20 protein-coding genes are annotated in these 21,754 nt (G+C 51.8%); 18 read left to right on the top strand and 2 right to left on the bottom strand.

Going from position 1 to position 21,754, the window contains the following annotated elements:
* Positions 1-25 precede the first annotated feature (25 nt).
* The 5 genes from accD to BMX45_RS07880 all read left to right on the top strand — a co-directional run bounded on the left by accD (position 26) and on the right by BMX45_RS07880 (position 4,462).
* The gene (gene accD / locus BMX45_RS07860; protein WP_009595062.1) at positions 26-919 is read left to right on the top strand and encodes an acetyl-CoA carboxylase, carboxyltransferase subunit beta; all 894 of its coding nucleotides are present in this window, start codon (positions 26-28) and stop codon (positions 917-919) included.
* Complete coding sequence (locus tag BMX45_RS07865) at positions 919-1,902, top strand: acetyl-CoA carboxylase carboxyltransferase subunit alpha (RefSeq protein ID WP_015736987.1); 984 nt, start codon at positions 919-921, stop codon at positions 1,900-1,902. Before accD ends, BMX45_RS07865 begins: the two co-directional genes overlap by 1 nt.
* Positions 1,903-2,021: 119 nt before the next feature.
* On the top strand, positions 2,022-3,449 hold the full coding sequence (gene pyk / locus BMX45_RS07870) for a pyruvate kinase (protein ID WP_009595064.1): 1,428 nt from the start codon (positions 2,022-2,024) through the stop codon (positions 3,447-3,449).
* Positions 3,450-3,555: 106 nt separating this feature from the next.
* Entirely contained in the window at positions 3,556-4,065 is a 510-nt protein-coding gene (locus tag BMX45_RS07875; protein WP_090909197.1) for an acyl-CoA thioesterase, read from the top strand.
* A gap of 4 nt (positions 4,066-4,069) precedes the next feature.
* Positions 4,070-4,462: an FxsA family protein gene (locus tag BMX45_RS07880; protein WP_009595058.1), complete on the top strand. Its 393-nt coding sequence runs from the start codon at positions 4,070-4,072 to the stop codon at positions 4,460-4,462.
* A gap of 126 nt (positions 4,463-4,588) precedes the next feature.
* Here BMX45_RS07880 and ytvI read toward each other — a convergent pair whose 3' ends face one another.
* On the bottom strand, positions 4,589-5,707 hold the full coding sequence (gene ytvI / locus BMX45_RS07885) for a sporulation integral membrane protein YtvI (RefSeq protein ID WP_090909198.1): 1,119 nt from the start codon (positions 5,705-5,707) through the stop codon (positions 4,589-4,591).
* Positions 5,708-6,085: 378 nt separating this feature from the next.
* On the opposite strand from ytvI, the gene citZ reads away from it, so the two are divergent.
* The 5 genes from citZ to BMX45_RS07910 all read left to right on the top strand — a co-directional run bounded on the left by citZ (position 6,086) and on the right by BMX45_RS07910 (position 11,325).
* Positions 6,086-7,198, top strand: a complete 1,113-nt coding sequence (gene citZ / locus BMX45_RS07890) for a citrate synthase (protein WP_090909199.1) — start codon at positions 6,086-6,088, stop codon at positions 7,196-7,198.
* 146 nt (positions 7,199-7,344) lie between these two features.
* Positions 7,345-8,637, top strand: a complete 1,293-nt coding sequence (gene icd, locus BMX45_RS07895) for an NADP-dependent isocitrate dehydrogenase (RefSeq protein ID WP_009595069.1) — start codon at positions 7,345-7,347, stop codon at positions 8,635-8,637.
* A 14-nt stretch (positions 8,638-8,651) separates the two neighbouring features.
* Entirely contained in the window at positions 8,652-9,593 is a 942-nt protein-coding gene (gene mdh / locus BMX45_RS07900; RefSeq protein WP_015736984.1) for a malate dehydrogenase, read from the top strand.
* Between the two features lie 153 nt (positions 9,594-9,746).
* The gene (locus tag BMX45_RS07905; RefSeq protein ID WP_009595065.1) at positions 9,747-10,172 is read left to right on the top strand and encodes a hypothetical protein; all 426 of its coding nucleotides are present in this window, start codon (positions 9,747-9,749) and stop codon (positions 10,170-10,172) included.
* A gap of 286 nt (positions 10,173-10,458) precedes the next feature.
* A complete protein-coding gene (locus BMX45_RS07910; RefSeq protein ID WP_015736983.1) occupies positions 10,459-11,325 on the top strand; it encodes an SDR family oxidoreductase in 867 nt (288 codons plus the stop codon).
* Positions 11,326-11,454: 129 nt separating this feature from the next.
* Here BMX45_RS07910 and BMX45_RS07915 read toward each other — a convergent pair whose 3' ends face one another.
* Positions 11,455-11,829: a hypothetical protein gene (locus BMX45_RS07915; RefSeq protein WP_090909200.1), complete on the bottom strand. Its 375-nt coding sequence runs from the start codon at positions 11,827-11,829 to the stop codon at positions 11,455-11,457.
* A gap of 212 nt (positions 11,830-12,041) precedes the next feature.
* Here BMX45_RS07915 and BMX45_RS07920 point away from each other — a divergent pair, with 212 nt between their 5' ends.
* From BMX45_RS07920 to pstA, 8 genes are all read left to right on the top strand, one after another.
* Positions 12,042-13,595 (top strand): fumarate hydratase, encoded by a 1,554-nt coding sequence (locus tag BMX45_RS07920; protein WP_090909201.1) that lies wholly within the window; start codon positions 12,042-12,044, stop codon positions 13,593-13,595.
* Positions 13,596-13,757: 162 nt separating this feature from the next.
* Complete coding sequence (locus tag BMX45_RS07925) at positions 13,758-14,729, top strand: bile acid:sodium symporter family protein (protein WP_090909202.1); 972 nt, start codon at positions 13,758-13,760, stop codon at positions 14,727-14,729.
* A gap of 25 nt (positions 14,730-14,754) precedes the next feature.
* A complete protein-coding gene (gene pnpS, locus BMX45_RS07930) occupies positions 14,755-16,572 on the top strand; it encodes a two-component system histidine kinase PnpS (protein ID WP_090909203.1) in 1,818 nt (605 codons plus the stop codon).
* Between the two features lie 70 nt (positions 16,573-16,642).
* A complete protein-coding gene (locus BMX45_RS07935) occupies positions 16,643-17,374 on the top strand; it encodes a response regulator transcription factor (RefSeq protein ID WP_015736978.1) in 732 nt (243 codons plus the stop codon).
* 176 nt (positions 17,375-17,550) lie between these two features.
* A complete protein-coding gene (locus BMX45_RS07940) occupies positions 17,551-18,729 on the top strand; it encodes a methyl-accepting chemotaxis protein (protein WP_090909204.1) in 1,179 nt (392 codons plus the stop codon).
* Between the two features lie 129 nt (positions 18,730-18,858).
* A complete protein-coding gene (locus BMX45_RS07945) occupies positions 18,859-19,863 on the top strand; it encodes a PstS family phosphate ABC transporter substrate-binding protein (protein WP_009594622.1) in 1,005 nt (334 codons plus the stop codon).
* A 58-nt stretch (positions 19,864-19,921) separates the two neighbouring features.
* Positions 19,922-20,854, top strand: coding sequence for a phosphate ABC transporter permease subunit PstC (gene pstC / locus BMX45_RS07950; protein ID WP_015736976.1), 933 nt, complete (start codon positions 19,922-19,924; stop codon positions 20,852-20,854).
* Positions 20,855-21,730, top strand: a complete 876-nt coding sequence (gene pstA, locus BMX45_RS07955) for a phosphate ABC transporter permease PstA (protein WP_009594637.1) — start codon at positions 20,855-20,857, stop codon at positions 21,728-21,730.
* Positions 21,731-21,754: the final 24 nt, after the last annotated feature.

A 21,754-nucleotide genomic window follows, 5' to 3' on the forward strand; every position in this document is an offset into this window, starting at 1 on the left:
AATTTACGGCTGGAGAGGTGTAGTTGTGTTTAAAGACTTGTTTCAGAAAAAAAGAAAATACGCAACGATCCCATCGGAACGACTTGGGACGGCAGGGCAGCCTCAGGAAGGCGAACGCCCGAAACGGGAAATTCCGGAAGGTCTGATGAATAAGTGTGCCAAGTGCGGCACCATTCAATACAGCAAAGAGCTCGAGAAGAATCTGAAGGTGTGTCAGGAGTGCGGGCATCATATGCGCTTGAACGCGGTTGAACGGATTGCCATGACGCTGGATGAGACAGGCTTTGAAGAGTTTGACGCGGAGATGATCTCGGTGGACCCGCTCAAGTTTCCGGGATATGCGGCCAAGCTGGAGCAGCAGAAGATGAAATCTGGACTGCATGATGCGGTGATTACCGGCCAAGGCTCCATCCTGGGCCAGCCCGTTGTGGTGGCCGTGATGAGTTTTGACTTCTTCACGGGAAGCATGGGCTCCGTCGTTGGGGAAAAAATCACCCGTGCGATCGAGTTTGCGACGGACAAGCGTTTACCGCTCATTATTTTTTCCACTTCCGGCGGCGCCCGGATGCAGGAGAGCATTCTCAGTTTGATGCAGATGGCCAAAACAAGCGCGGCCCTGTCCAGGTTCAATGAACTCGGCGGGCTCTACATTTCAGTGATCACGGATCCGACGACCGGCGGCGTGTCCGCCAGCTTTGCGACGCTTGGCGATATCAACATCGCCGAGCCGGGAGCCGTATTCGGCTTTGCGGGCCGTATCGTTATTGAACAGACCATTCGCCAGAAGCTGCCGGACGATTTTCAGACAGCGGAGTTCAATTTGGCGCATGGTCAGCTTGACATGGTTATTCATCGGAAAGATATGCGCTCCATGCTTGGTAAACTGCTGGAGATGCATACCGTGAAAGGGGGATTCTGATGTCAGGCGAATTGCCTTTTGAAATGCCACTTGCCGAAATGCGCAAGAAGATAGATGAACTGAAACAATTCGGACAGGAAAAAGGGATCGATTTCACGGATGAAATCGCCCGCCTGGAAGAACGATATAGTCGTTTGGAAGAAGAGATTTATTCCTCGATTTCGCCTTCCCAGAAAATGCATCTGGCCCGTCATCAGCAGCGGCCGACGTCGCTTGACCTGATCCAGCTGATCTTTACGGATTTCATCGAGCTGCATGGAGACCGTCTCTACGGGGACGACCTTGCCATCGTCGGCGGCTTGGCCAAACTTGACGGCGTTCCGGTCACGGTGGTCGGCCAGCAGCGCGGCAAAGACACGAAGGACAATATCGCCCGTTTCTTCGGAAGTCCGCATCCGGAAGGCTTCCGGAAAGCCCTGCGGCTTATGCAGCAGGCGAACAAGTTCAAGCGCCCCATTATCACGTTTATTGATACGAAAGGCGCATATCCGGGTAATACAGCAGAAGAAAGAGGTCAGTCCGAGGCGATCGCCCGCAATTTACGGGAGATGTCGTCTCTTGGGGTGCCTGTTGTTTGTGTGGTCATCGGCGAAGGTGGAAGCGGCGGTGCTCTTGCGATGGCTGTAGGCAATCGCGTGCTGATGCTGGAGCACGCCATCTATTCCGCCATCTCGCCGAACGGCGCGGCATCCATTCTATGGAAGGATGCGTCCAAGGCGGACCAGGCCGCGGAAGCGATGAAGATCACCGCCAAAGACCTGCTTGAAATGGAAGTCATCGAGGAGATCATTCCTGAGCCTAAGGGCGGTGCGCACCGTAACTACGAGGAGACGGCTGCTGCCATTCGGAGCGCCCTGATCAGCCAGCTGAAGGAGCTGTCCGTGATGGATGCCTGCGAGCTGAAGGAAGACCGGTACCGCAAATTCCGCAAGATCGGCGAATTCGACTTTGCGAAGGCGGAACCGGAAGACGTTATCCTCTAAAAGTCTGATGAGTATGTGACGATATGACAAAGTTCCTATACAAATGAGACTTTTTGTAGTAGATTTAGTTGTTGGAAAAAGAGATATAGAGAACCCTTTAATAAACGGAGGAAACCCAAATGCGCAAAACAAAAATTGTATGTACCATCGGTCCTTCCAGTGAATCGTTGGAAAACACCAAGAAGCTCATTATGGCCGGCATGAACGTGGCTCGTTTGAACTTCTCCCACGGCGACTTCGAGGAGCATGGCAACCGGATCAAGAACATCCGCCAAGCTTGCGAAGAGTTGAACAAAACGGTAGCGATCCTGCTTGATACCAAAGGACCGGAGATCCGTACAGGCAAACTTGAAGTGGAACCGATTGAGCTTGTACAAGATGAATATATCACCCTTACTACCGAGGAAATCCTTGGTGACAAGAATCGTTTGTCCATTACTTATAAAGAGTTGCCTCAAGACGTTCAAGTCGGATCGACGATCCTGATCGACGACGGTCTGATCGGTCTGACCGTGGTGGAGATTCAAGGCACCGAAATCAGATGCCGCATCGTTAACGGCGGAACCATTAAGAGCAAAAAAGGTGTTAACGTGCCGGGAGTCGCGATTTCCCTCCCAGGTATTACGGAAAAAGACGCCAACGATATCATTTTCGGAATCGAGCAGGGCATCGATTTTATTGCCGCTTCCTTCGTTCGTAAAGCAAGTGACGTGCTGGAAATTCGCGAATTGCTGAAGAAGCACAATGGCGAGCATATCCAAATCATCTCCAAAATCGAGAACCAGCAGGGCGTTGACAACCTGGATGAAATCCTGGAAGTATCCGACGGCTTGATGGTAGCCCGTGGCGACCTCGGCGTTGAGATTCCGGCTGAGGAAGTTCCATTGGTTCAAAAACGCATGATCGAAAAATGTAATCTGGCGGGCAAACCGGTCATTACGGCTACGCAAATGCTGGATTCCATGCAGCGCAACCCGCGTCCTACCCGTGCGGAGGCAAGTGACGTTGCCAATGCGATTTTCGACGGAACCGATGCCATCATGCTCTCCGGCGAAACGGCTGCAGGTAAATACCCGGTGGAATCGGTATTGACGATGTCCCGCATCGCGGAAAAAGCCGAATCCGCACTGAACTATCGTGAATTGTTCTTGAAACAGCGCATTGCACAAGAAACCAGCGTAACCGAAGCGATCAGCCAATCGGTTGCGATTTCGGCACTCGACCTGAATGCCAAAGCGATCATTTCGTCTACCGAATCTGGTCAAACAGCTCGCATGGTATCCAAATACCGTCCACAGGCTCCTATCGTCGCCGTTACGACTCAAGAAAGAACGCTGAGACGTTTGGCACTGACTTGGGGCGTAACGCCGGTTAAAGGCGAGCAGGCTTCTTCTACGGACGAGATGTTTGATTATGCGCTGCAAGGCGGTGTGAAATCCGGGCTCGTGAAAGAAGGCGACCTTGTTGTGATTACGGCGGGCGTGCCGCTGGGACGTTCCGGTTCCACGAACCTGCTGAAAGTGGATCAAATTCCACAGCAGAAGTAGATTCATCATCAAGAATCCGCTGGATTCTGAATATAGCTGCATATAAGCAATGGACGACGTTACTTGTCGGCCATTGCTTTTTGCATACATGAGGGGGAAGAAGACGTTGGCTAATCCATCCGTACCGACGCGAAGCCGCTGGTTCTGGACATCCTTTCGGGTGCGTTATCAGGAAAGCGATCAAATGGGTGTCGTATATCATGCGAACTATTTAAACTGGTTTGAGATCGGGCGTACCGAAATGATCCGTGAAATGGGATTTACGTATCGGGGAATGGAAGAAGAAGGCGTCCTGCTCCCTGTAGTGGATCTTGACATCAAGTACCGCCGGCCGGCGCGATATGATGATCTCGTGACGATATTTACAAGAATGACTGCTTTCTCCCCGCTGCGAATACACTATGAATACGAGGTCCGTCTGCTGAGTGAGCAGGAGCAGGCGGATTTGGGAGCGAGAGGTTGGCATACCGAGTCCGAGCTCCCCGGAGCCTTGTTAACGGCAGGATCGACCCGGCATGTATGGCTGAACCGGGAGTGGAAGCCGGCCCGACTGGATAAATGCGCGCCAAAGCTGTATGATGCATTGAAGGATACCCTTTTGGGGAGGAAGGAGTAGCTTCATGTTCAAATGGATGCTGGCAGCGATTATTTTTGTGCCTACTATTGAGATATTCGGCTTTCAGTTTGTTGCGGACCGCGTAGGCGGCATGAATACATTGCTTTTGACACTGCTGACCTCTGCCGTCGGTGTGGCCATGATGAGATTCGAAGGCCGCAAAGCGATGGAAGACGCCAAGCAGAGAATGAATACAGGCATGGTTCCGGGTGCTTCCATGGCGGATGGCCTATGTATATTTGCGGGTGGAGTGCTTCTCATTCTGCCGGGCTTTGTAACTGACATTATCGGCTTTACGTTGATATTTCCGTTGACCCGCCCGCTGTATCGGATTTTGCTGTTGAAATGGATGAAGAAAAATATGAAAAACGGCAAGATTACGATCTTTCGCAGATAATACAAGCAGACATTACCATAAGACCGGTCCCGCAAGGGGCCGGTCTATTTTATGCAGGGAGCAACCTAGTTACGATGTTCACATTAGCCCAATGATAAGATAAACCAAGCCGTTTCTTAGCGAGGGCTACCTGAACCTGCCCCCGATAATGTAATTCCTCAAATCCTTGAACACATGGGCCCGATGAAAAGCATCCAGGATGACAAGCGACACGGGACCGATGACCAGTCCCAAAATCCCGAACAGCTTAAGTCCGACGAACATGCCCAGCAGAGCGGCAAGGGGGTCCAGCCCGACGCTGCTGGCCAGCACCTTGGGCTCCATGATCTGACGGACGACCAGGATGATGCTGTACAGGACCGTCAGCCCGATGCCGAGTGTCAGGTCGTCAGACATAAAAGCATACAGCGACCAAGGAATCAGGACGATGCCGACACCCAGGTACGGGAGAAGATCCACCAAGCCGATCAGAAGCCCGATGGAGAAGGCGGAATCCACGCCGAGCGCATAGAGCGTGATCGTGACGATGACGGCCGTAATGGATATAAGAATCAGCTGGGCTCTGGCAAATCCGAACAACGCTTTTTTCAGATCCGAGAAGATATAGTTCACAGGTTTGCGAATGACGTCGGGCAGGAGACGGAGCAGCGCGCGGTTATGACGTTCCCAGCTGTTGCTGAGAAAGAACGTGGACAGCAACACGACAATGAAAATCGTCCCTAAATTCGGCAAATAATAAATAATTTGCAGGATACCGTTAAAAATACCGGTAACGAGGTCGGTCACGGCCGTGCCAATCGTCTGCGTCGTGCGGGTAATGTTTTGGTTGATGGTATCGTGATAATTCGGGTTGTTCTGATAGAAACGGCTGATTTCATTGACGATATTCTGGAAGCTCTCATTCTGCGTCCAGGCTGTCAGCCATTCCATCCAGGCGTCAATGTGGAGATTGAAGGACTGGGACAGGGCAATCAGTTCCTTGACCAGCCTGCTGACAGCCGCGGTAAGAATCAACAGGGCTGCGCCGAAATACAGGAGCAGGGACATCGTGACGGCGATCCAGCGCGGCATTCTCAGACTCCGCTGGAGCAGGTTGACGCAGGGGTTCATCGCATAGGCGATGATCCAGGCCAGAAGGAAGGGATAAAGCAGCGGCAGCAGTACATATATCAAATAGGCGATCCCGAAGATGGAAGACAGCACCCACACTCCCCGGCCCAAACGTTTAAGCATCAATCGTTCCAATGAATCACACTCCTTTGCAGCTGACTTGGAGGGACGAGCAGAAAGGCTTATTCTATACGTATGCAGGGAGTGTCAATATAAGGATAAAGAGTTCAAAAATGCTCGTCTTCATGATTCGACAATGAGAATTATCACAGGTATAATGGAATTGTAAGTGATTTCAAAAAAATGTTTATGGTATCGATAAAACAATTTGATGCGGCGAATGTCGCTGCTCATGTTCACATATCAGACAAAATCCAGTATGATATGAGAAGGTTTGCGACTAGGACCATAGCAATTTTTTGCGCGTTTTTCTTTTTTATCTGGCTTCATGAAAATGTTTTCATGATTGTCAAAATAGTTCAGTTTATCCCGATCATAAAGGAGAGATGTTGCATGACAGCTACCAAGGGTTTGGAAGGCATTGTAGCTACCACCTCCGCGATTAGTTCGATCGTCGATGGCGTTCTGACTTACCGTGGATATGATATTGACGATCTCGCAGAACATGCAAGTTTTGAAGAGGTAGCCTACCTGCTCTGGTTCGGAAAGCTTCCGAACGTAGAAGAGTTAAAGGCGCTTCAACAAGATTTGAGCAACTATGCCGCCATTCCGGATGAGCTTATCCAGCAGATCAAATTGTATCCGAAGGACGGCAATACGATGGCTGCGCTTCGTTCGGCTGTATCCGCGCTCGCTCTGTACGACGCCGAAGGCGACGATATGAGCCGTGAAGCGAACGAGAAGAAAGCGGTTAAACTTCAAGCTCAGCTTCCGACGATCATCGCTGCCATTGCCCGCGTTCGTCAGGGCCAAGAGCCGGTGGCTCCGAAAGCAGGCGCCTCCATCGCGGAAAACTTCCTGTATATGCTCAGAGGCGAGGATCCTGACCAGACTTCCATTAAGGCACTGGATCAGGCGCTCGTATTGCATGCGGACCACGAGCTTAACGCATCCACGTTTGCGGCCCGCGTGACCGTAGCCACGCTGTCCGACATTTATTCCGGGGTTACTTCCGCCATTGGCGCGCTGAAAGGCCCTCTGCACGGCGGCGCGAACGAAGCCGTCATGAAGATGCTGAACGAAGTCGGTTCGATTGATCGGGCGCAGGCGTACATTCAAGAGAAGCTGGACAACCGTGAAAAAATTATGGGCTTTGGACACCGCGTATACAAAAACGGCGATCCGCGCGCGAAGCATCTCCAAAAAATGTCGCGCGAGCTTGGCGAAATGAAAGGCGATACCACGTTGTACGATATGTCGGTGCTGATCGACGAAACGGTTACCAACCAAAAAGGCCTGAAGCCGAACGTCGATTTCTATTCCGCCTCCGTCTATACGCAGCTTGGCATTGAACACGAATTGTTCACGCCGATTTTCGCGATCAGCCGCGTATCCGGATGGACCGCGCATATTCTTGAGCAGTATGAAGGCAACCGTATTATCCGCCCGCGCGCAGAGTATACGGGGATGACCGATCAAAAATATGTGCCGATAGAACTTCGCTAAGTGGCTGACAATCATGTACAATAGGCTAGAGAACCGCTTAAACGCGAGTGAATCGCGGGTGGCGGATTTCTCTATGCCTATTGCACACAGTATCACATTGAAATGGCTAGAGAAAAGAACCATATTCGAAGGAGGAACTCATACTCATGAAACTGGAAAAATTCGCACTGCCGACTGAAGGCGAGAAAATCACGATTGATAACGGAACCCTGCAGGTGCCTAACAACCCTGTTATTCCTTTTATTGAAGGCGACGGCACAGGCCGTGACATCTGGAAAGCTTCCAAGCGCGTCCTGGATGCAGCTGTAGAAAAAGCGTATAACGGTTCCAAGAAAATTGCCTGGTATGAAGTATTTGCCGGTGAGAAGGCATACAATACATACGGTGAGTGGCTCCCGAACGATACGCTTGAAGCGATTCGCGAGTACATCGTTGCAATTAAAGGACCTCTTACAACGCCAATCGGCGGCGGTATCCGTTCCCTGAACGTAGCCCTTCGCCAAGAGCTGGATCTGTACACCTGCTTGCGTCCTGTCCGTTATTTCAACGGCGTACCGTCTCCGGTAAAACGTCCTGAACTGGTCGACATGGTTATTTTCCGCGAGAACACGGAAGACATCTATGCAGGCATCGAATACAAAGAAGGCTCCGACGAAGTGAAGAAAGTGATCAAGTTCCTTCAAGACGAAATGGGAGCAAACAAAATCCGTTTCCCGGAAACTTCCGGTATCGGCATCAAACCGGTGTCCTCCGAAGGTTCCAAGCGTCTTGTACGCGCAGCGGTTGAATATGCGATCAAGCATGGCCGCAAATCCGTAACGCTCGTTCACAAAGGCAACATCATGAAATTTACGGAAGGTGCCTTCAAAAACTGGGGTTACGAAGTGGCTGAAGCCGAATTCGGCGATAAAGTGTTCACTTGGGCCCAGTACGATATCATCAAGGACAAAGACGGCGTAGATGCAGCTAACGCTGCTCAAAAAGCGGCTGAAGAAGCCGGCAAAATCATCGTTAAGGATGCGATTGCCGATATCGCGCTGCAGCAGGTTCTGACTCGCCCAACCGACTTTGACGTCATTGCGACATTGAACCTGAACGGCGACTACCTGTCTGACGCTCTGGCTGCACAAGTTGGCGGTATCGGTATCGCTCCGGGCGCTAACATCAACTACGTAACAGGACATGCGATTTTCGAAGCGACTCATGGTACGGCTCCGAAATATGCAGACAAGGACGTAGTTAACCCTGGTTCCGTTATCCTCTCCGGCGTTATGCTGCTTGAGCACCTCGGATGGCAGGAAGCGGCTGACCTGATCTACAAAGGCATGGAAACGTCCATCAACAACAAAACCGTGACTTACGACTTCGCCCGCCTGATGGAAGGCGCTACTGAAGTGAAATGCTCCGAGTTCGCAGACGAAATTATTAAAAACCTGTAAGGAGGAGATTCATCGTGGCAATTACTCGTAAAAAGATTACGGTAGTAGGTGCTGGCTTCACAGGTGCGACTACCGCCCTGATGCTGGCTCAAAAAGAACTGGGTGATGTGGTGCTGCTGGATATCCCGCAGCTCGAGAACCCTACCAAAGGTAAAGCGCTGGATATGCTCGAAGCAAGTCCCGTTCAGGGATTTGACAGCAACATAGTCGGTACATCCAACTATGAAGATGCAGCTGATTCCGATATCGTAATCATTACAGCAGGCGTAGCCCGCAAGCCGGGCATGAGCCGCGATGACCTCGTCAACACCAATGCAGGAATCGTGAAGTCCGTATGCGAGAACGTGAAGACTCATGCACCGAACTCCACGGTCATCATCCTGAGCAACCCGGTGGATGCCATGACCTATGTGGCATATAACACGCTCGGATTTCCCAAGAACCGCGTCATCGGTCAATCCGGCGTTTTGGATACGGCAAGGTATTGCACCTTTATCGCGCAAGAGCTGAACGTATCCGTTGAGGATGTCCGCGGTTTCGTTCTGGGCGGCCATGGCGATGACATGGTTCCTCTCGTTCGTTACTCCAGCGTGGGCGGCATTCCGATCGACACGCTGATTCCTGCTGAACGCATTGAAGCGATTGTGCAGCGCACCCGGGTCGGCGGCGGCGAAATCGTCAATTTGCTGGGGAACGGCAGCGCCTACTACGCGCCTGCGGCTTCCTTGGTCCAAATGACGGAAGCAATTCTGAAGGACAAGAAACGGATTATTCCGGTTATTGCCCTTCTGGAAGGCGAGTACGGTTATGACAACCTGTTCATGGGCGTACCGGCCATTCTCGGCGGAGACGGCATCGAGCGCATTTTCGAGCTTGAGCTGACCGCCGAAGAGAAGGCGGCGCTGGATAAGTCGGCGGAATCCGTGCGCAACGTGACTTCGGTCGTGAACCTGTAGTTTGAATCAGGATTCACAAAATCGTCTAATAATGCAATCCCGTCCCGTGATTCGGGGCGGGATTGCTTTTCTTTGGATGATCTGTCCAGTATAATAGGAGACGATGAATTCGATGTAACATAAATCACACTAACGACTTTGGAGGAATTGTTTATGTGGAACGTGACATTTTTTCTGCATATGGTCGGTACGGCGGCGCTAGGGTTTTACTTGATCCTGCCGTTTGTTGTCGGCGGTATTCAGAAGCTGTCTCTGGGCGCTCAAGAAGGAGCCGTGAATACGATTCGGGTTGCGAACCGTTTTGCGCAGTACGGCTTGGTCATTCAGCTGTTGACTGGCGGATACATGATGTCCCAGGGCGAGTATTCGGTTCCTTGGATGATCATTGTAACGGTGTTGCTGCTGGCGATGTTTGCGATTGGAGGCATTATGAGCAAGCCGCTCAAGAATGCGCTTGCAGGCATCCGCGAGAAGCGTGAAGTGAAGGAAGAAACAAGCAAGCTCGGCACGCTTAGCGCCTTGCTCGCCTTGCTGCTTCTGGTTATGATCTTCTTCATGGTATTCAATCATATCATCTAAGAACAGCTACATACGAAGAGAAGCCGTCCGTTAATTCGGGCGGTTTTTTTGATATTACAGCAATTAGATATTCCGAGGGTTCCCGCAAAACAGCGGACTGGACTTTGAGCGCAAGGCCCCGTTAAGAGGGGGATTTTGTTACGGGAAAAGCACCGTGCTTACGTTTGATCCCGTTTATTATGGGTAAAAACAATAGCGAAGGGCTTTTTATGAGAATAAGAAGCCGCGTCGAACGCATCCTATGAGAGGTAGTTTGAGATACTGACCTGAAAGGAGAAATGTTCATATGCCACAAGATCAACAGAAGCAGACATTGCCGCCCCAGCATCAGGATCACAGACCCGGAACCGAATCGGAGATGCACCCGAAGCCGGAGTTTGAAAGTAACGAGTACAAAGCAGCCGGTAAGCTAAAAGGAAAGGTAGCGCTGATTACCGGGGGCGACAGCGGGATCGGCCGTGCGGTTGCGGTCTACTATGCCAAGGAGGGCGCGGATGTATCCATTGTGTATCTGAACGAGCACAAGGATGCGGAAGAGACCAAGCGACAGGTAGAGCAGGAAGGACGTAAATGCCTGCTGATCGCCGGCGATGTCGGCGACGATGCGTTTTGCCGCGATGCAGTCACCGAAACCGTAGAGAAGCTTGGGAAGCTCGATATTCTTGTCAACAACGCAGCCGAACAGCATCCGCAGAAGAAGATCGAGGACATTACCAAAGAACAACTGGAGCGGACATTCCGCACGAATATTTTCGGGATGTTCTATTTGACGCAGGCCGCGATGCCGCATCTGTCCAAGGGAAGCTCCATTATTAACACGACCTCTATTACGGCTTACCGGGGAAGCCCGCAGCTGTTGGATTATGCATCAACCAAGGGTGCCATCGTGGCCTTTACGCGTTCCTTGTCGATGAACGTGGTCGGTCAAGGGATCCGGGTGAATGCCGTTGCGCCGGGACCCATCTGGACGCCGCTGATTCCTTCGACGTTCCCGGCGGATCAGGTAGCCGAGTTTGGGGCGACTCAGCCGATGAAACGTCCGGGTCAACCGGAAGAATTGGCTCCTGCTTATGTATATCTGGCATCAACGGACTCCTCCTACGTGAGTGGTCAAGTGATTCATGTGAACGGCGGCGAAGTGATTAACGGTTAAAGCATTGATTTCAATTGCGCCTAGTAAACATACTCGATGACAAAATAGAGCGGGCATCCTGGGCTTCAGCCCGGATGTCCGCTCTTTATCATGGGAGAGGGTTAGGAGAGATTACAGGCATACGGAGAATCAGATGGTTCTAAAACCGTTCGGAAGCCGTCCGGTATCGCGGATCGCCCGGATTTGAGCCAGCGTCAAACGGCGGTTCGAACTAATAATGGACTCTGGCTCTTCACCGCCGATGATATCGTCCAGATCGCCGATGTTGGTGCTGCCGCGGAATACTCTGAATCTGCCCCTGAAATTCGGCTCCGAGAACAGGACCAGGGTTGCGTTAACGTTGGGGGAGAAGAATCTTAAGCTTTCAATGTCGCCAAAAGCTCTCTCGAGATTCCGGATCCCTACATTTCCACGCACCACAAATCGCCGTCCTCTGTAAAACTCATTTCTGAACAGGGAAAGTCTTGGAAAAACAACCTGGGAGACTGTAACTTTTCTCGTCATAGCAATCACCTCCTTTCCTTAACCAATATATGAGAGATTCATAGATTGGTATGGTTACTATGACCGGCAATTCAACACATTTTCTCGTCTCTTTCATTTTTTTAAGTAAACCCTTTCATGTGCGAAATGATATGATAACAATATTGGCAGTTTATAATGATTCTTTTATGCTATTAGGATTGGGTCATGAAAGAGAGGAGTTTACTGACGCTATGAAGTTATTTGAAGAGAGCATGTATCGACTGATTGTAGAAACCTCCACGAATTTGCCCGGAGACGTGCGGAGAGCAGTCAACCGTGGACGAGCGTCCGAGGATGCGGCAACGCGAGCGGGGCTGGCACTGGCAACGATCGCTCAAAATATCGAGATGGCCGAGCAGGAAGTATCGCCGATCTGCCAGGATACGGGCATGCCGACGTTTATCGTGCATACACCCGTGGGTGCAAATCACATCGAAATGAAGAAGGCGATCTATGCGGCGGTGGTTCGCGCCACGAAGGATGGCAAGCTGCGTCCCAACTCGGTGGATTCGTTGACAGGCGCCAACAGCGGGGATAATCTCGGTCCTGGTTCGCCCGTCATCCATTTCGAGCAATGGGAGCAGGATAAGGTGGACGTTCGTCTCATCCTGAAAGGGGGCGGCTGCGAGAACAAAAACATCCAGTACAGCCTTCCCGCAGAGCTTGAAGGATTGGGAAAAGCGGGACGTGACCTCGACGGAATCCGCAAGTGCATCATGCATGCCGTGTATCAAGCCCAAGGTCAAGGCTGCAGCGCCGGATTTATCGGCGTAGGTATCGGAGGCGACCGCACGACCGGATACGAGCTTGCGAAGCATCAGCTGTTCCGGCATGTGGAAGACGTGAATCCGAATGAGGATCTGGCGAAGCTCGAAGATTACATATTGGAAAATGCAAACAAGCTGGGGATCGGCACGATGGGCTTTGGCGGAGAAGTCACGCTGCTCGGCTGCAAGGTCGGTGCGATGAACCGCCTGCCGGCAAGCTTTTTTGTATCGGTGGCCTATAACTGCTGGGCGTTCCGCCGTCAGGGCGTCCTGATTGAGCCGGAAACCGGGGAGATCGCGGATTGGCTGTATGAAGCAGGCAGCGAGGTGCAGATGAAGGCAAACTCCGAAACGGCAGCGTCCCGAGTCGAAGAATCAGCGCCAAGTGATTCCCAGGGGCGTGAAGTAGTGCTTCAGACGCCGATCAGCGAGGAGCAGATCCGTTCCCTGCGCGTCGGGGACGTGGTGGTGATCCGAGGCGAGATGCATACCGGACGGGATGCGCTTCATAAATACCTGATGGATCACGATGCCCCTATCGATCTGAACGGAGCCGTGATTTATCACTGCGGTCCGGTTATGATGCAGGATGAAGAGGGATGGCATGTCAAGGCGGCAGGCCCGACGACCAGCATTCGGGAAGAACCGTACCAAGGCGATATTTTGAAAAAATTCGGCATACGCGCGGTCATCGGAAAAGGCGGCATGGGAGCGAAGACGCTTCAAGCCTTGCAGGAGCATGGCGGCGTGTATCTGAATGCCATCGGCGGGGCCGCCCAGTATTATGCGAGATGCATCAAAAAAGTAAACGGCGTGGATTTCATGGAGTTCGGCATTCCGGAAGCGATGTGGCATTTGGAGGTCGACGGCTTTGCCGCTATCGTTACCATGGATTCGCACGGAAACAGTCTTCATGCCGATGTGAGCAAGGATTCCGCACAGAAGCTGGCGATGTTTAAAGAGCCGGTGTTCTCCTGATTCATATCATGATGAGTAAGCATCGATTGGCCATCACGTGCCGGTCGGTGCTTTTTTGTTGAGCATAAGCAGGGAGCCTTATTTCTAATTTTCGTTGCGGTTCGGATCGCTCCGGTTTATGATGAAAGTCAAATACGTCAATTCAGTCATAGGAGGAAACTGTTGAGAAGTTTTGGACTGGCCTTTGCATCTTGGTTTGAAAAGTACACCTTTCTCTTGATTCCCGGGTCGCTGGTGCTAGGCTGGCTGCTCTCGGACGTGCTGCTGGACTTTGTTCACTGGATTCCTTATCTATTCGGTTATATTACGCTGGTCATGGCGCTTGGCTGCGGCATCCGCCATCTGCAAGGGGTGCTGAAACGCCCCTTTGCCGTCATGCTGACGCTGTTTCTCGCCCATGCGGCCGCACCGGTGCTCGCCTATGGATTGGGCTCGGCCGTATTCGGCGCGCATTCGGACTATACGATAGGCTTGCTGCTGTTCGCGATCATTCCGCTCGGGATATCCTCGGTGATGTGGGTCGGAAGCTCCGGCGGCAGCGTTCCATTCATCTTGGCGGTGGTGGTGCTGGACACCATACTCAGTCCCTTGGTCGTGCCAGCTCTGATGGATATGTTTATCGGAGATGCACTGGTTGCATGGAATGCATCCGAGCTGATACTTGATTTGCTGACCATGGTGGTATTGCCCACTCTGATCGGGGTGATGCTGTATGAGGTATCCAAAGGACGGATCAAGGAGTGGTCGGCTCCCGTGACGCAGCCGATATCGAAGCTGTTTTTCATGCTTGTGGTGATGCTGAACGCGGCTGCTATCGCTCCCCATGCCGCAGGCATGAAGGAGGAAATGCTGGTGGTCATCCCGGTTGTCGTCGCGCTGATCGTGATCTGTTATTTACTCGGCTACTTTGGGTCCTATGCGATGCCGGGACGGGCACAGGACATGCAAATTACATTTACCTACGCGTCCGGCATGAGGAATATATCCCTCGGGATGGTGCTTGCGACATCGTATTTTTCACCCCAGGCGTCCATTCCGGTCGTGCTGGGCATTATGTTTCAACAGCCGGCGGCAACGGTCATTCACGCACTGTTCCACCGAAGACGGACACGGGCGGTAAGCTATCCAAAATGATTATGAAGCAGAAAGAGGAGAGACCATGAGGCAGTATCGCAACCGTTTGACTCTGATTATGCTTACTTTAATCGGGTTATCCATGCTTGCGGCAGGCCTGGCTATGGTGACAGTGTTCAAACAGTCCCATATTCAACTGCTGGAGGATAATATGGTCCGGGAGATTCGGCTCCTGCAGACCATGATGGAGTTCCCGGATACGGACGGCCCGGAAGCCGTTACGTATTATACCGACAGATCCTTGCAGCTGGAGGAGTTGTCCGATGCGAGAGTGACGTTCATACTAAAGGACGGCAGGGTGATCGGGGATTCGGAAAGCGACCCGATGACCATGGATAATCATGCTTATCGCGAAGAGATGCTTCAAGCGGTCAAAGAAGGCCGCGGGAGTACCATCCGCCGCAGCGATACGCTTCAGCAGGATATGCTGTATGTCGCGCTCCCGGTCAAGGCCGGGGAGAATTTCGACGGATTCGTCCGGTTGTCCGTCAGTCTGAAGGAAGTCGATCAGGGAGTCAAGCAAGGCTGGACCGTCATGGGGATCGGCCTGCTGGTGTTATTTCTGATTGCTGCCTTGGTGAGCTACCGCGTCGCTCAAGGGTTGACGTCGCCGCTTGAGAAGATTACTCGCGTAGCTAGACGGATCTCGCGTCTGGAATACGATGCGAGAGTGAAGATTCACCGTAAGGACGAGATCGGTCAATTGGCGCAAGCCATCAACGGAATGGCAGACAGCCTTCAAACCCAGCTGCGGACGATACGGGATAACGAAGACTTGCTGCAAAGCGTCCTCAACAATATGACAGGGGGCATCGTCTTGGTTAGCGGAGCCGGCCAAATCATCCTTGTAAACCGCGCCGCTGAGAAAATGCTCGGCATTAATGCCGAGGTGATTACCGGGAAATCGTACCGCGAGCTGAAGCAGCATTATGAATTGACCAAACTCATGGAGGAAGGCCTTGAAAGCCAAGCGGACTTCCATGAGGAACGCAACGTTTATTATCCGGTGGAATCGATTATCCGCATTGACGGAGTGACGATGATGCAAGAGGAAGAGCAGGAGCCTTATCGGCGCGGGATGCTCTTCCTGCTGCAGGACGTTAGCGATATCCGCAGGCTCGAACGCATGCGAAGCGAATTCGTTGCCAATGTGTCCCATGAGCTGAAGACCCCGCTGGCTGCGGTGAAAGGGTTTGCCGAAACGCTGCTCGGCGGCGGAGTTACCGATGAGAAGACGTCACGTTCCTTCCTTCAGATCATCTATGACGAATCCGAACGGCTGAACCGTCTGATCGGCGACATTCTGGAGCTGTCCAAGATCGAATCGAAGCGGATTCAGATGGACTACTCGCCGATTCATCTGTCGGCGTTCTTCGATACGATATCCGAAATGATGCGCACGGTAGCGGAGAAGAAGCGGATCAGCCTGGAGCTCGACGTTCCGGAGGAGCTGTTTATGGAAGGCGATGAGGATAAGCTTCGCCAGATATTCATGAATCTTCTCTCGAATGCCATCAGTTACACGCAGGAGGGCGGACGAGTAAAATTAACGGCGCGTGAAAAGCATCATAACGGGAGTGCTGATGATTTCGTGGAATTCGTGGTCAAGGATTCCGGGATTGGCATTCCGAAGAAGGATCTGCCCCGCATTTTTGAACGATTTTACCGGGTGGATAAAGCGCGTTCGCGCGGATCCGGCGGAACGGGGCTCGGCCTATCGATCGTTAAGCATCTGGTGGATCTTCACCACGGAACCATCAAGGTGGAAAGCGAGCTGGGCATCGGAAGCTCCTTCATCATCGAGCTTCCGATCCTGCAGGAAACCCACGATACAGGGAGTTAACACTCCGTTAACATTCTGTTGATATACTTGCATGAGCAGTCCAATTAACAAGATAAGGGCGGGGGTACCATTGACGCAACGCATGCTTGTCATCGAAGATGAGCCGACACTTTCGCGGCTGTTGTCTTACAATTTGACGCAGGAAGGCTTTCAAGTCGAGGTAGAGGAACACGGTACGGCAGGTTACGAGAAAGCGTCACAACATGAATACGATTTGATTCTGCTGGATGTGATGCTGCCTGGCATGAACGGCTTTCAAATCTTGGAGAAACTACGCAGTAACGGAATTACGACGCCGATCATCATTTTGACCGCGAAGAACGCCGAAGAGGAAGTTGTTCAAGGTTTGAAGATGGGCGCGGATGACTATATTACCAAGCCGTTTGGCGTGTCCGAGCTGCTGGCTCGCGTATCGGCCGTCATGCGCCGGGTGTCCGGCCATGCTGACGAGGTAAAGACGACGGACAATCAAGGCAACGTCATTTCGCTTGGACAGCTGGAAATCTATCCTGAGAAATACGAGGTGCGGCTCGGCGGTCAGAGCATTAATCTCCGTCCGAAAGAATTCGAGGTGCTGCTCTATCTGGCCAAGAAACCGGGCGTGGTGTTAACAAGGGACGATCTGATGAACGTGGTCTGGGGCTTCGATTATATCGGCGGACAGCGAACCGTCGACGTTCACGTGAGCTCCCTGCGCAAGAAGCTTGAACTTGATCCTGAGTCCGTACACATCGACTCCATCCGCGGAGTTGGTTATAAACTTGTGGTAAATCCCATTAAAGGCTCCCATCATTCGATTTGAAATGATGCGGAGTATTTTTTTTGGGTCTTTGGGCGGGACCTAAGCATGTCCAATGTCTCATATTCCTGCAACATCCCTCCTTCGTTTACACTCCATTCATCATTCGGGAATATTCCCATAACACTTGTCCGTTAAGATGCGTCTAAAGGACCAGATCAATCAAGGGGTGAGAGCGCATGACACTGCTTCAATGCCAACCGAATCTGACAGAGAGAACCGAAGCGGAAGTAGAGGCGGCAACGGATGGGCAATCAGCAAGCAAACCTGAGGCAGGCGCATTATATCGGCAGTACATAAGAAAGGTCCCTATTATCCGAAAATCCGAAACCTGCCTCGAGGTGCTGAATGTTTTTACGAAGGATCAGCATATCCCTTGCGTTATTTATTGCGATGAGGCAGACAGACCGTCGGGGCTGATCATGCGGGATGTTTTTTACCGGCGAATGATGGGCCGGTTTGCCGTTGACCTGTATTATTCGAGGCCGGCCTTCCAGTTTGGGGACCATCAACCGATGAAGGTCGATGTGACCGAGAAGGTAGGAACACTGCTGCAACGGGCCCTGCAGCGCCCGGATTCGAAATTTTATGATTGCGTCCTGATGACGGAGGCTGACCGCCTGCTGGGCGTGCTTACCGTACGGGATTTAATGAGTCTGTCAAGCGGTCTCCAAACGGAAGCGGAAGAGAAGCGGGAGCTGATTCTTCAGGAAAGCTTCCGGCATACCGGGAACATCCAATCCTCGTTGACCGAGGTTCGAGCGGCGGCAGCCAGAACGAATGCGGAATGTATACGGATGAGGGAATGGTCCCAGACGGGTAAGAAGAAGCTTGACCATGTCCGAACCTCTTATCTTGGCCTTGTGGAGGATATGACGAAGCGTGAAGGGCAGGCCGCCGAGCTCGCTGCGGATGCCAGCCGCATTTCCTCGATAACCGGCATGATTACCGAGCTGGCCAATCAAAGCAGTTTGCTGGCAATGAATGCTTCGATTGAAGCTGCGCATGCCGGAGAGCATGGGCGGGGATTTCAAGTGGTCGCGGCAGAGGTGCAGTCGCTGGCCAAACAAACGCGTAAGCTGTCAGGGGATATCGCCCAGCTGCTGGAGCACATCCAGCGGCTGGCGGGAGATACAGCCGTTGGCGCCGTATCTTCGCTGAAGGAAATCCAGTCCTGTGAGGGGTATGTAACGGAAGGCGCCGATATGTTTAACGAAATGGAGACCGCCGTCGAGAAGGTTCAGAAGTCGGGGAATCAGGTTTATCAACTGGCGGAGGAAACCGTTAGGCGCGTGGAGCGGGTGAAGGATGAGCTCGCCGGATTAAACGGATCGTTAGAAGAAAAGCCGAGCCTATGAATCTAGTTTCATCAAAATATTTTACACTGCGTTTACATTTCTCAGAAACTGTTATTACATTACGGGATTATTATCAATATTGTAAGTAGGAAGTTAGAGACAACAACCATTTTGAAGGAGTGGATTCGTTTGTTTAAAAGAAGGGGTCGTAAACCAGCAGGCATTCTCGTACTGGTATTGATGCTGAGCACGCTTTTGGCGGCATGCGGCGGAGGAACAACTTCCGGCGGTGCTTCCGGAGAAAATACAGACAACGGTTCAGCACAGCAAAATGAAGGAAGTACAACAACAGCTTTGTCGGGAACGATTGAAATTGACGGTTCCAGTACATTGCATCCATTGACCGAAGCCATTGCCGAAGAGTTCGGCGCAGCTAACCCGGATGTCCGCATTCCGATCGGAACAGGCGGAACAGGTGGCGGTTTCAAACGCTTCAACAATGGAGAGATTCCAATCTCCAATGCATCCCGTCCAATTAAAGACAGTGAAGCTGAAGAAGCAAAATCCAAAGGCATTTCCTATCATGAGGTTCTGGTAGCTTATGACGGACTATCCGTTGTTGTTAACCCGAGCAATGAATTCGTAGATAAATTGACAGTAGATGAGCTGAAGAAAATTTACGAGCCGAACAGCACCGTAAAAACATGGGCTGACGTTCGTGAAGGATGGCCGGCAGAGGAAATCAAAATTTACTCTCCTGGTACAGACCACGGAACATTCGACTACTTCACAGAAGCGATTAACGGTGAAGCACAAGCAAGCAGAAACGACAGCCAAATCACGTTCAGTGCCGATACCAACGCAGTCGTACAAGGGGTTGCTGGCGACAAAAACTCCATCGGATACTTCGGATTCTCCTTCTATGAAGAGAACCAAGACAAGTTGAAGCTGGTTCCGATCGATAACGGTACAGCTACCGTAGCTCCAAGCATGGAAACGATCAAGGATAACAGTTATGCTCCATTGTCCCGTCCGCTGCTGCTCTACGTAAACGATAAAGAGCTTGAGCGCCCGGAAGTGAGTGCATTCATGACCTTCTACCTTGATAATGCCGCTAGTCTTGCTGGCGAAGTCGGTTTCGTACCGCTTCAAGACGAACAGTATCAAGAAGAAAAAGACAAGTTGGCAAAATAATAAAGATTTCATGCCCGAAGGGAATCCTTCGGGCAACCCATAGAAAGGGAAGAGGAGAATGAACAAAACTTCACCCGTGGCGGCAAACACTAAAAGCATGACATTCCGTCGAAGCAAAACGCGCATCTCAGACAAAATCATTCCAATCCTGCTCGGCTTGTGTGCCATGCTTTCGGTGTTTACCACCATCGGTATTGTATATACGCTTCTACAGGAATCCGTGATCTTCTTCAAGGAAGTGCCGGTATGGTCCTTCTTGACCGGAACGACATGGAGTCCGATTCTCCCTCCAAAAGAATTCGGCGTGCTGCCCCTGCTGGGCGGTACATTGCTGATTACAGGCATTGCGATCATTTTCGCAGTGCCTATCGGCTTGGCATGCGCTATTTATCTCAATGAATACGCTCCTGCCCGGGTTCGGGGGGTTGTAAAGCCAGTGCTTGAAGTGTTGGCTGGTGTACCAACGATTGTTTACGGATATTTTGCGCTTGAAACCGTAACGCCATTCCTTCAAAAGATTTTTCCCGATATGGGGATATTCAATGCGCTTAGCGCAGGTCTCGTGGTCGGCATCATGGTCCTGCCGATGATTTCGTCTCTAAGCGAAGACGCGATGCGTGCTGTTCCCAAGAGTCTTCGTCACGGGGCATACGCGCTGGGTGCTACCCGATTTGAGGTTGCGCTGAAAATTGTGCTTCCAGCCGCTCTGTCCGGGGTCGTGTCCTCATTCGTATTGGCATTCTCGCGCGCGATCGGCGAAACGATGATCGTGACGGTGGCTGCAGGCGCCACGCCGCAGCTGACGCTGAATCCGCTGGAAAGCATTCAGACGATGACTTCGTATATCGTTCAGGTAAGCATGGGAGACGTTCCGCGAGGAACGATTGAATACGGCACGATTTTTGCAGTAGGTTTGACCTTGTTTGTCATCACCTTCTTGCTTAATATATTGGCGCAGTGGGTCGCTCGCCGCTTCAGGGAGGAATACTAGATGGAACAATTGAATCTGGGGGACAGCAAAGGAATCAACCGGAGACGCCGTAGTGACCAGACGCTGCACATGATTTTCCTGGCTTGTACCAGCATCGGTATTCTTGTTTTGATGGCTTTAATCGTGACGATCGTGATGGATGGCGTTCATCGGCTCTCGCCTGAGCTGTTCACCAACTTTCCGTCGCGCATCGCGGATAAAGCAGGACTGAAATCGCCGATTGTCGGCACGATTTATTTGCTTTTGCTCATGGCTCCGCTGTCCTTCGTACTGGGCGTGGGCGCGGCCATCTTTCTCGAAGAGTATGCGGGCCGCAGCCGCTGGGTTCGGCTCATTCAGCTGAATATCAGTACGCTTGCAGGGGTTCCTTCTATTATATACGGCATCCTGGGGCTGGCGATTTTCGTGCGCGGCATGAATCTTGGCCGCAGCCTGTTGTCCGGGGTATTAACGATGACGCTGCTCGTGCTCCCGATTATTATCGTTGCGGCGCAGGAGGCGCTTCGCGCCGTGCCTAAGAACCGGCGTGACGCTTCATATGCGCTTGGCGCAACGAAATGGCAAACGGTATCCAGCGCCGTGCTGCCGTCAGCGATTCCTGGAATTATGACCGGGGTTATCCTGGCCTTGTCTCGTGCGATCGGCGAAACCGCACCGCTTATCATGATTGGTGCTTTAACGTACGTGGCCTTCTTGCCGGAAAATCTGCTCGATTCGTTTACTGTCATGCCGATCCAGATCTTTAACTGGGTATCCAGACCAAGTGAGGCATTCCACGAGCTGGCAGCTTCGGGTATCATCCTGCTGCTCATCATGCTGTTCATCATGAACATCGCAGCCGTGTGGATTCGGAACAAGTATTCGAAGAACATCTAAGAGACGCATAGCAGATCTAATCGT

The organism is Paenibacillus sp. cl141a (genome assembly GCF_900109305.1).
GTDB classification, from domain to species: Bacteria; Bacillota; Bacilli; order Paenibacillales; family Paenibacillaceae; genus Paenibacillus_AQ; species Paenibacillus_AQ lautus_A.